Here is a 10989-nt window from a genome sequence, read left to right on the forward strand (position 1 = left end):
GCACGCCGCCGGGAATCCGTGATTCGCGTTCGGCTCGCGGGCCGTGTGCGTGGTCGGCCGTCCTCGAATGCACGCCGATCACCTAGCCTTCGGTCTCATGGCAACGACTGATTCCGCGCAACGATCCGGTGAACTGGCACGCGCCAAGATCGTCGGCATCGCGCTCGAACATTTCGCGCGGCACGGCTATCGCGGCAGTTCGCTGGCGCGCATCGCCACCGAGGCCGGTATCTCGCAGTCCGGTCTGCTGCACCACTTTTCCAGCAAAGCGGCGCTGCTGCAGGCCGTACTCGGCGCCCGTGACCTACGGGATCTGGCGGCCACCGAGACCGATCTCGGCGATTTCGCCGAGATGGACTTCGACGGTCTGCTCGACTTCCTCGTGCGGATAATGCGCAATAACGCGGCCAACCGGGATCTGGTTCAGCTCGCGCATCTCACCACAGCCGAGGCGACCGGTCCCGATCATCCTGCACACGAGTGGGTGGTCGGGCGGTTGAGATTCCTACGTACTTGCTGTGCCCCGGTGCTGCGTTGAGGGTGGTGACGTAGTCGAACAGGGCTGCGGCAGCGACCGGGCCACCGGCGACGACGAGCCCGGCCAGCCCGCCGACGCCACCGACCAAGGCCATGATCGGCAGTACGGCGACGACGCAGCCCAGGCTGAGGACCACGCAGGACGCGCCCGCGAGCACGACACCGACACCGATGCCGATCACCGCGCCGATGGCCGTACCGACCAGGCTGCCGAGCGAGGTGCCGATGCTGACCGCATTGATCAGGTCGTTCATGGCCAACTGGTTCTCCAGCGGCGCCGCAACAGGTTTCAGGGCGGACCGGTCGAGCCCGCCAAGGTCCGGGGTGAGCTGCAGGGTGCGGCCCGCATCGGTGATCTGCGAGCGAATGGGCAGCCCCTGATCGTCCAAGGTCAGGGCTAGCGGTAGTGCGTCGAGGACCTGCCCGGAGCTGTCGCGAACCGTGACCGAACGCTGATCGTCGGTGAGCGCGAACACGCCGTTGTCGAGCGTTGCCACGACCGTGGTGTTGTCGAGGGTCGCGTGATAACTGACCGCGGGCGCAGTTGTACCGGGATCGGCGACCGCGGTGGCGGTGCCGACGACGCTCGCGGTCAGCACGGCCGCGGTATACGAGGCGAGACGGATATTCATGTGGGTTCCTCATCAGGATGGTGCCGGTCGTGATCTCGGCCATATCCGAGCCGTCGAAGTTCCGGTTGCTCGCACGTAGCAGGTAGTCTCGAATCGACGCCGGAGAGCGCCGGCGGAGGCGAGATGTACTGCCCGCGTGCGATATTCGACTGCGCGAAGAGGCGAGGCGCCGGTCTTGCAGATTTTCGGTATGCCAAATAAGACCTGCGATGCCACAGTCGGTATGCAGGCAGTGGTTACCGGCCCGCCGAGTTCGAATAGGTTCGGCGGGTTCGGGTTTCAGAGATTCAATTTTTCAGAAGTGCACGGTGTCAGGCGTGGGCCGGTGTCACCTCCTCCTGATCGGTCGCGGTGACGCGGACGGTGGTGGACAGGCCTGGATCGATACTGCTGTGCCCGGCGCGGATCAGGTACGGACCCGGACGTGCGGACCATCGGCCCCGCGTCTCGTCCCATATCTGGAAAGTTCGCTCGGCCAGGGGGATTTCGACGTGCACGGTCTCGCCGGGGTCGGCAGTGGCCGTGGCGAAGCCCGCCAGCCGGTACGCCGGACGCGAATCGTCGGCGTCGACCGGTCCGGCATAGATCTGAACGGTTTCGCGACCGGAGCGGGAGCCGGTGTTGCGCAGGGTGACCCGAACCTCCCGCGCTGTCGCCACGATGTTCTCGTAATGCCAATCGGTATAGCCGAGACCGTGCCCGAACGGGTAGGCCGGCTGCACGTCGTGTCGCTGCCAGGCGCGGTAGCCGATGAAAAGTCCTTCGTCGTAACGCAATACACCGTCGGTGGGGGTCACCAGGGATACGGGCACGTCTGCCAGGTGAGTGGGCCAGGTGGTGGGCAGTCGGCCGCCGGGCTCTCCGCGTCCGAGTAGTACATCGGCGAGTGCGGCGCCACCTTCCTGTCCGGGAAACCAGCTCACCAGGATCGCGGATGCCTCTTCACGCCAGGGCATTTCGACCGGCGACCCGGAGTTCACCACGACCACGGTGTGCGGATTCGCGGTGGCGACCCGCGCGATCAGCTCGTCCTGACGGCCGGGCAATCGCAGATTCTCCCGGTCGAAACCCTCACTCTCCTGCGCGGTCGTGGTCGCGACCACCACGATGGCCACCTCGGCCGCGGCCGCGGCTGTCACGGCTTCGGCGATCAGGATGTCGTCGTCAAGTCGTGGTTCCTGCACGGCCAGAGTGAAACTCACACCCTGGATCGGTCCGAGAGCGGCTTTGGGTGTGGCGTTGAGCAGGCTGATCGTGACCGGGCGACCGGCCTCCAGATCCGCCGAGCCGTGCGGGGTCGGCGGTGCGGTCAACGCTTCGAAAGGATCGGCGTGCTCGGAGGTTTCCTGCATGCCGTCGAAGAGCACGCGGTCGGCGACAGTGAGCCGGAAGCGGCCGAGACCGCCGATGCCGAACAGGTGGGGTCCGGTCTCCTGTGGGGTGTAGGTGCCGGTGAATTCCACTGAGGCCAGGGCATCGAAGGCGGTCTCTCCGGGCAGGGTGGCATCGGTCCATCGCACCCGTGCGACCGTGAGCGGCTGCTCGGCGAGCACCGCGCCGTCGTCGTCACGCAGGACCGCGCGGAGATCGAAACCTCTTGCGGTCAGATCGAATCCCTCATTGGGATCTGCCCCGACGACATAGGTGAGCGCTACCTTCGTCGGAAGGGCGGCCCACAGCCCCTCCAGTGGTGACACGATACGGGCGGGGAAGACGGTCGCAGAGCCCCCGCCCAGCACCCGCGCATCACGTGCCGCCCGCCCGATCAGGGCGATACTGCCGACCGCATCCGGGTCCAGCGGCAGCACCTTGTTCTCGTTGCGAAGCAATACCATTGCGCGCGCGGCGATCTCGTGCGCGGTGGCGATTCCATCGGGCGGAACCGGTCGCGCCGACTCGGGCACCGCCGGTGCGGTATCGGCGAGCAGTCCTACATGAGCCGCCAGCAGCAGCACCAGGCGCACGGCCTCGTCGACGGTCGATTCGGCGACCTCACCCGCCCGAACCGCGGCAGCTAGCGCCGGGCCGAAGACCGTGAGCGGACCCGGCATGGCGATATCGAGCCCGCCCTCGATGGCGCGCACGGTGTCGCGGGCGGCGAGCCAGTCCGAGACGACCACACCGTCGTATCCCCACTCCCCGCGCAGCACCTCGACCTGCAAGTGGTGATGCTCGGTCATGGTGGGGCCGTTGACCGAGTTGTACGCCGACATCAAAGCCCACGGCCCGGCGGTGGCGATGATCTCCTCGAACGGCGCGAGATACAACTCCCGCAGCGCGCGCTGTCCGACCTGATTTATGCTCTGAGATGTGCGCGCTCGCGCAGAATTCGATTCAGTCGGAGGCGTGCGCCGAAGCCGGTTCGGGCCGGTCGAGCGATCGCTGCGCGGCGGCCTGCGCCAATTCCGCCCAGCGCTGGACCAGCGCCACGGTCCGCGGCTGGTCCGGGGCATGCCAGGATACCGGGTTCGCGTAGTTCCGCAGCCGCCCTTCCAGATCTTCGGCCAGATGAGCGCGGCCGGTTTCTCGAAGGTGACGAGCGTAGGTGACGGGATCGTTGTAGTAGGTGGGGCCGGTCTGCAGCGTGGTCTGCATGGGATCGGGCAGTGCGCCCGGACGCCCGGCGTACGTGTTCCACCATTCGGCCCGCCGGGATCGCATGGCGGCGAGCAGTTCCGGTTGGGCGTCGAGCAGATCCTCGGTCAGATGGGGATCTGCCGTGACGTCGAACAACTGCCCCCATTCGGCACGGAAGCAACCGGGGTGATAGGTCCGAATGTAGAGGTGGTCTCTGGTGCGCACGGCGCGCTGATAAGTATGCGCACCGTGGCCGAGCACCAGGTACTCGCGTGACTCGATGCTCTCGCCCCGCACGGCCGCTGCGAACGATTCACCCTGCCAGCCCGCGGGTTTCGGCAGTCCGACCAGTTCGCACACGGTCGGCGCGTAATCGATGTTGTAGAGCAGAGCGTCATTACGGCGGCCCGCAGCGGGCAGTTCGTCGGTAACGCCGGGCCAGTAGAAGACCAGGGGCAGCCGGTGCGCGGGTTCGTTGGCGAGACCGTGTTCGGCGTAGGAACCGTTCTCCCCGAGGGATTCTCCGTGATCGGCGCTGACGATGATCGCCGTCTCCTCGGCGATGCCGAGCTCCTCGAGCACCGCGAGCAGTTGCCCGAAGTGGTGGTCCCAGTACGCGATCGCGCCGTCGAAGCCATTGATCAGGTGCTCGAAGTCGGCGCGTGAGGCAATTGCCTCGGGCATATTGTGCGGCACCGGCGAGCGTCCGTCGCCGCGCAGTGAGTAGTTGAGATCCAGAGCGCCTCGCGGGCCGTAGATTTCGGCGTGGTCCGCGATGGTGTCGGCATCGGGCCAGGCTTGGACGGGACCGGATGCGGCCATCCGGTCGGTCCACTCCACCGGTTGCGTGTAGTCGGTGTGCGGTTCCCAGTAGGTCAGGTGCAGGTACCAGTTCTCCTGGTCGGCATGCCGGCGGATCCAGTCGATGGCCGCGCGATTGACGTCCGCGGCATCCTCGTCGCCCCAATTCGGCGTGGCCCGAATGGATTCGCGGAAATTGCCGTGGAAATAGTAGGCCCGGTGGCGTTCGGCAAACACCGACACGGCCGCGGTGTGATAACCGCCGAAGTTCCGATCGCGGCGGCCTGGTCACCTGCCGGACCATCGGCGCCGCATAAGGCTCGAATATCAGGGGCACCAGATATGTTTCATAGAACTTCGCCACCACCCCGGTGAACACGCTGTCATCGGCTGACATGGCTCATCCTCTCGGCGATAGGAATTGCCCAGTCAGCTGAGCGTACGCCGATTCGGTCATGTCGCCCGGGCTCGAACTCGGGTTATGGCCGACGCCGCCGACGATGCGGTGTCCACCCCGACCGGCGCCGAGCTCGGGTAGTCGGACTCGGGCATCGCAGACTCGCTTGGCATGGCGAAAGATTTGACGCAACTGCGCCCACCCTCGCAAATGCTGATGTGTGCGCCTTGGAATCTGCGTGTGGTGGCAGCACCGGTGCGATGCGAAAGCCTATGTGCCCAAGAGTGATTCGATTGTCTGTGGTGTGCGGCATGCCAGCTGGTCGTAGCGCACGAACGGCGACGACACCACGCCAGGCGCCCAGACCCGCACAGTGAGATTCACGGTGGGTTCGTCGTCGATGATCGCAACGTATTGCGTGCCGGGCGGCAACTGCGCGGGCCGCCCGTCGTCATCGGCCGGATCCGGGACCAGGAGTTTGCCGGTGAGGCCGGCCAGCTCGGATTGGTCGGCGCGCAAGGGAATCCAGTTCGCGCTCGCACGGTCCGGGAGCGCCATCCCGGTGCCGAACAGTTCGAAGGCGCGTTCGGCGACGTCGGGTTCGGTCGCTACCGTCTTTTCCCAGATCGGGTCGGTGTCGCCGCCGAACAGGTGCACCCGGGCCGCACCCGCTACCTGGTCGAGCGTCAATACGACCGCGCCCCAGCCGATTTCTCGGCGGAATCCCTCGAGCAGATCCTCCGCATCCCTGACCGCGGGGATGGCTGCGCCCTGCCACCGGGTGCCGTGGAACTCGACACCGTTGCTGCTCATGCGGCCTGGTTGCACCTGCCAGATCGCGGCGAATCTGTCCCATGGCTCGGTGCCGCGTTCCCAGGGGCGTGGTGGCCGGGTCATCAGCTCTTCACCGAACTCGATCAGCGCGGGGCGGGGGTCGATCATGCAGCCAGAATATGCACACACGCACCGAACGCAATCGAGCCTGTCGGCTCATCCACTCGATGGCGGGCCCGCCCGATCGTGATCGAAAGGGGTGAGAGGTGGTGGACAACTACGATCTATAGGTTTTTCGGGTCACCGGAATCAGCGTTGTGTGTGAGCGCCGAACGGGCGGGCCGCGACGTGTGTGCGGTAGCTGCCGATGAGGGCGAGCGCGCCATCGAGGGCGCTGCGCAGCGCCCCCGGATCCCGGCGAGCCTGTGCGAGGACGAGGCCGCCTTGGAGGCTGGCCAGCGTGCAGGTGGCCAGCCAGGCGATGTCGGTTTCCGTTCGCAATTCTCCGGATTCGTACATAGCCGCGAGCCCCGCGCGGATGCTCGACTCCCAACGGTCGAAACCGGACGCCAGCACGGCGCGGATATCGTCGTCGCGCTCGCCGACCTGTCCGAGCAGGTTGGCGAGCGGACAGCCTCCTTTTCCTTCCCGCTGGTATTGGAGTGCGACAAGGGCATCGGTCCAGCGCAGCAACCCCGACCACGTGCCGAGACCGGCGAAAAGGTCTTGCTGGGCGTCGAGCACCGTGTCGTTGGTGGCTTCCGCGACCGCACGAAGCAGATCGTTCTTGTCTTCGAAGTAGTGGTACAGCTGGCTACGCGATGCGGGCGCGCGTGCGCCGACCTCGTCCAGGCTCGCCCCGAGCGCCCCGTTTTCGGCCACGACCTCGAGGGCGGCGGCCACGATCCGGCGGCGGGTCAGGCGTCCCCGCTCGGTGGTCGGTAATGCTCCCATCGGCCCAGTATTCCCTGAGTGGACTTGACAGTCCAGTTCGGGGCATGGTCCTCTAGTTATTGGACTATGCAGTCCATTCAATCCGATCAACCCACCGTGGAGATCCGATGTCACCCAGCATTCGCGAACAGTCCGACCACCTGAAGGCGGTTGCGGCCGAACGTCTTCCGGCCGATGTGGTCGCCGTGTTCGACCGCAGCATCCAAGAGTTCCTGGACCAGGGAATCCCCGCCGGCGCCATCCAGGCCGGACAGCGGTTGGAGCCCTTCACCCTCGACGACGCCACCGGCACGCCGACCAGCCTCGATCAACTCGTGTCGGCAGGGACCGCCGTGATGGTCTTCTACCGCGGTGGTTGGTGTCCCTACTGCAATGTCGCGCTACGCACCTACCAGCAAGACCTGTTACCGCAACTGAACGATTTCGGTGCTCGGCTGGTGGCCGTCAGCCCGCAATCCCCGGATGATTCCCTCTCGACCGCAGACAAAGCCGGACTCGAGTTCACGGTCCTATCAGACCCCGGTAGCCGTGTCGCCGAACGGATCGGGATCGACTTCCAGCAGGCCGACGAGGTCCTCGCGGCCCAGCGCAAGATCGGCCTGGATCTGGCCCAGGTCAACGCCGAGGGCTCGACCCGACTTCCCCGGCCCACCGTCCTGATCGTCGACCAGGACCGCGTCGTGCGCTTCGTCGACGTCCAACCCGATTACACCGCCCGCACCGAGGTCGCCGACATCATCGCGGCCCTGACCAACCTGCGGTGAACAACTCCCAGACCGGGCGGCATGGTAGTCGACGCAACCGCGACCTATTTTCGGAACTCCGCGGGGTGTCCTGCTGAGCGTAGTCTCAGGTCGAAACTCGATGCGATTAGGAGAATTCATGCTTCATATCTCATCGCGCCTTGCCGTCGTCACCATCGCGGCGCTCGGATTGGCTCTGACCGCTACGGTCGCCGCTCATGCCGTACCGCCGCCGGGGACGAAATGTGAAGGCGGCAGTGCGGTATTCAATACAAATGGCCAGTGCGTGCCCAATGGAAGTACATGTGTTCTGACCGACGGGGTGCTTTTCGGCTGGACCAACGGCGACACTGGCCGCTGCGTGCCATACGACATCTCACAAAGCTATTGACCGACAGCACTGTGCGCGTTTTTGAAGGTGCGCGGTAGTAGGCCGTGTTTGTGTGCCGATGCGCTGTCGGAGGTTGACCAGCGTGAACCAATTGGGAAGTGCGACATCGCTTTGCCCGCGTAAGGCAGTATGTATGGGCTGGTTCGGCCAGTCGGTGCCACGCCGCCGTCACACTCGTATCCGTCGGGTTCAGATTCATCGGCAGGTGGAAGCCGCGATCAGGGCTGCGACCGAATCCCTGGGGCAACTCACCGCGCTGCAGACGGGCGACACCGCGACCATGCCGTAACAGTGAACTGAGGATCAGCGCGCCGCGCGGCCCAACGGTGAACCGGGCGGCACCGCTCGGCGGACGCACGCCGTCGGCAACAAGGCGGCAATGTCGAGGCAACTGTTCAGCAACGATCAGCTGATGAAATGCCCGTACCCCTTCTCGGGCCGGGTCTGTCGCGCCATTTCACGTCAAAGTGTCTGCGGTGGTGAGGATGCGGTACGGGCGGTCTCTGAACGACTACTCGGAGAGGTTGCTTCGCGCATGTTCCTTTGGATGTTTCCGCACGTCTCGCCGCACGATCGCTTGATCGGTCTGTGCATCCTGGAAGACCACCGCAACCCTTCGGCAATCCAAATCGTACGCCCGCTGTCGCAGTCTGCCGCCTGTCGCGCCGGGGATCGGTAGATGTTCGAATCATGTTGTACGCCATTCGATGTCGCACACCTTCTGCGACATCGATACGGGTTGGATGTGCAATTCGCCGCGTGCCGACCCGTTCTGGTGTGCGGTGCCCGGCTGGGCGCGATCGACATGCCGGCCGTGCTCGGCGGGCAAGTGCTACCGCTGTTGCCGTTCACGGCCTCGGTGCCGGTGATCGCCGACTCGCGCGGGACGACATGGACCTTCCTCGTCGATATCGCGTCACCGGAATCGAGCCCGCTCCTCGCCGAGCGGAATCTGGTCGAGTACGGAGTCGTGCAGCGGGCCTGTGGACAGCGGGTTCTGCTCCCGGTCTCGAACTCAGGAACCGGCTGGCACTGGGCCAACGAGCCGACGCCGGGCGGCGGTAGGCCACCGGCGGCATCGGTTCTCGCGTCCGCAGCACGCGTGATCGCCTCAACGACGGGGATATCCTGTGCCGCTCAGCCTTTTTGATCGGCCGCCGTCCATCGTCGCATCCGGAACCATGAGTTCGTACTGTCCGCTCGCGCGGGCATGGTCGATTCGCATTCGGCGCAGGATTCCTGAAGGCCGTCGCATGAGCCGCCGACGGCCGGGCCGGTGGTCGTGTGGCTTGCCATCCCGCTTTGGCTGCTTACCGGTAGTAGCTATTGAACCTGGTGCGTACGACGTTCTTTTGGATCTTGCCCGTCGAGGTCTTCGGTAGCTCGTTGACGACAATCACTGCTTTCGGTGCCTTGTAAGGATCGATTTGCTGCTTCACGGCAGCGATCAGGGCGGCGGTGTCGATCGTGGTCCCCGGTTTGGCCACGACGACTGCCGTTATTGCCTCACTCCAGCGCTCATGAGGTAAGCCGATGACGACGGCTTCGGCGACATTCGGGCCTGCGGCATACACGGCCTTCTCCACTTCGATCGATGCGACGTTCTCGCCGCCAGACTTGATGACGTCCTTCCTCCGGTCGCTGAACCAGAGGATCCCGTCGCTGTCGAAATGGCCGATATCCCCGGAGTGGAACCAGCCGTGGGCGAATGCCGCCGCTGTCGCTTCGGCGTTGTCGAGGTATTTGGTCATGGTGTGTGGACCGCGATAGACGATCTCGCCCTCCGACCCCTGCGGAAGCTGGTTGCCTTCGGCGTCCAGGATGGCAACCTGGATATTGATGACCGGAGTTCCCACTGCTCCCGCATGGGAGAGCTGATGTTCCGGACGGAACATCGTTGCGGTCGGACTCATTTCGGTCTGGCCGAACAACAGATAGAAATCGCAGTCGAAGGCATCGATGCACTGCCGCAGTTGAGCATCCGGCATGGGCGCCATCGCATAACATGCTCGGCGCAGGCTGCTCAGATCGCGTTCCTTCAGCTGCGGATGCTCGAGCATGGCGCGATACATCATGGGCAGACCGAAGATCTGTGTAATGCCCTCGCGCTCAATCTGTTCCAGCACCTCGCCCGGATCGAAACCTCGCCGGATGTGGATCGTCGCACCGACCAGTAGGGCCGCAGTGCAATGGCAGTTGAGTTGCGCGGTATGGAACATCGGCAGCATTGCGACGAACTGGTCGTCGGCGCGGAACCCTGCCTCCAGCGCCATGGTCATCGATTCCAGGTAGATCGCAGTGTGGTTGCCCACCACACCTTTCGGCGCGGAGGTTGTGCCGCTGGTGTACAGATAGGTGATGGGGTCGCGGTCGTCGACGACATGCTCGGGTTCGGCGCTGGTTCCTCTGCAGGTCAGGTCGCCGAAGGTCAGCCAGGCGGGATCAGTCGACTCCTCCGGTTCGGCTGCACCGGTACCCGGCGCGACGATGATGTCCTGAAGCGTCGTTGTCTGTTGGATCGCGCCGGAGAGCTGTTGTAGCAGTTGGCTTTCCATCACGATGCCGCGCGCAGACGAATGGTGGAGGACATAGGTCACCTCGTCGGTGCGCCAGCCGAGGTTGATCGGCACGCAGATGACGCCGAGTTTGGCGCATGCGTAGTAGGTGACAAGGAACTCGACACTGTTGCCGGACGCCAGGGCCAGGGCATCGCCGCGCCGGTATCCGCGATTGCCGAGGGCATTGGCAACTCGGTTCACCCACGCGTTGAGGTTGGCGTAGGTGTATCGCTGGGCACCGTCGACCACCGCGATACGGTTCGGGTGGCGGCGCGAGGTGCGGGTCAGACTGTCGCCGACGTTGACTCGATGGATCAGATTCGAATACAGGTTGGTGGTAGACATCGTTGTCGGCTCCAGTGTGGTTATCGGTTCGATCTATCGGCGCGGATGGCTTCGAAGACGTTGGGGTCCACCAGGGTTGAGGTGTCGCCGAGTTCGCGGCCCTCGGCCACATCGCGGAGCAGGCGGCGCATGATCTTGCCCGAGCGGGTTTTCGGGAGTTCGGGGACCACGTGGATCTCGCGGGGGCGGGCGATGGGGGAGATCTCGCGGGAGACCTCGGCCTTGAGCTCGGCCACCAGGTCCGCGCCGGTGTCTTTGGCTTCGGCGGTCAGGATGACGA

At 65.0% G+C, this 10989-nt stretch carries 11 protein-coding genes; 4 read left to right on the forward strand and 7 right to left on the reverse strand.

The genetic code is table 11. The annotated features are described in order from the left end of the window. Positions 1-97 precede the first annotated feature (97 nt). Positions 98-538, forward strand: coding sequence for a TetR/AcrR family transcriptional regulator (locus JWN03_RS22470; RefSeq protein ID WP_297618355.1), 441 nt, complete (start codon positions 98-100; stop codon positions 536-538). Here JWN03_RS22470 and JWN03_RS22475 read toward each other — a convergent pair. The 5 genes from JWN03_RS22475 to JWN03_RS22495 all read right to left on the reverse strand — a co-directional run bounded on the left by JWN03_RS22475 (position 438) and on the right by JWN03_RS22495 (position 6672). After that, positions 438-1169, reverse strand: a complete 732-nt coding sequence (locus JWN03_RS22475; protein ID WP_297618358.1) for a hypothetical protein — start codon at positions 1167-1169, stop codon at positions 438-440. The two genes, JWN03_RS22470 and JWN03_RS22475, sit on opposite strands and share 101 nt — an antisense overlap. Positions 1170-1480: 311 nt before the next feature. Then, entirely contained in the window at positions 1481-3622 is a 2142-nt protein-coding gene (locus JWN03_RS22480) for a glycoside hydrolase family 3 C-terminal domain-containing protein (RefSeq protein WP_297618360.1), read from the reverse strand. Continuing rightward, on the reverse strand, positions 3504-4790 hold the full coding sequence (locus tag JWN03_RS22485) for a sulfatase family protein (RefSeq protein ID WP_297618363.1): 1287 nt from the start codon (positions 4788-4790) through the stop codon (positions 3504-3506). The genes JWN03_RS22480 and JWN03_RS22485 overlap by 119 nt, the downstream gene beginning before the upstream one ends. A 424-nt stretch (positions 4791-5214) precedes the next feature. Continuing rightward, positions 5215-5886, reverse strand: a complete 672-nt coding sequence (locus JWN03_RS22490) for a DUF7161 family protein (protein ID WP_297618366.1) — start codon at positions 5884-5886, stop codon at positions 5215-5217. Positions 5887-6027: 141 nt separating this feature from the next. Beyond that, the gene (locus JWN03_RS22495) at positions 6028-6672 is read right to left on the reverse strand and encodes a TetR/AcrR family transcriptional regulator (protein ID WP_297618369.1); all 645 of its coding nucleotides are present in this window, start codon (positions 6670-6672) and stop codon (positions 6028-6030) included. A 107-nt stretch (positions 6673-6779) separates the two neighbouring features. Here JWN03_RS22495 and JWN03_RS22500 point away from each other — a divergent pair, with 107 nt between their 5' ends. The 3 genes from JWN03_RS22500 (at position 6780) to JWN03_RS22510 (ending at position 8956) form a co-directional block, all read left to right on the forward strand. Next, complete coding sequence (locus tag JWN03_RS22500) at positions 6780-7436, forward strand: peroxiredoxin-like family protein (RefSeq protein WP_297618372.1); 657 nt, start codon at positions 6780-6782, stop codon at positions 7434-7436. Between the two features lie 118 nt (positions 7437-7554). Beyond that, positions 7555-7806, forward strand: a complete 252-nt coding sequence (locus JWN03_RS22505) for a hypothetical protein (protein ID WP_297618374.1) — start codon at positions 7555-7557, stop codon at positions 7804-7806. Positions 7807-8545: 739 nt separating this feature from the next. Continuing rightward, positions 8546-8956 carry a hypothetical protein gene (locus JWN03_RS22510; protein ID WP_297618377.1) on the forward strand — a complete coding sequence of 137 codons (411 nt, stop codon included), beginning with the start codon at positions 8546-8548 and terminating at the stop codon, positions 8954-8956. 160 nt (positions 8957-9116) lie between these two features. Here JWN03_RS22510 and JWN03_RS22515 read toward each other — a convergent pair whose 3' ends face one another. Both JWN03_RS22515 and JWN03_RS22520 read right to left on the reverse strand, forming a co-directional pair. After that, positions 9117-10709: a long-chain-fatty-acid--CoA ligase gene (locus tag JWN03_RS22515; RefSeq protein ID WP_297618380.1), complete on the reverse strand. Its 1593-nt coding sequence runs from the start codon at positions 10707-10709 to the stop codon at positions 9117-9119. Positions 10710-10729: 20 nt separating this feature from the next. Beyond that, positions 10730-10989 (reverse strand): AMP-binding enzyme (locus JWN03_RS22520; RefSeq protein ID WP_441343039.1); only part of this gene is annotated, 260 nt, incomplete at its 5' end.

Origin of the sequence: Nocardia sp., from assembly GCF_025465275.1 — a bacterium.
Taxonomy (GTDB): domain Bacteria; phylum Actinomycetota; class Actinomycetes; order Mycobacteriales; family Mycobacteriaceae; genus Nocardia.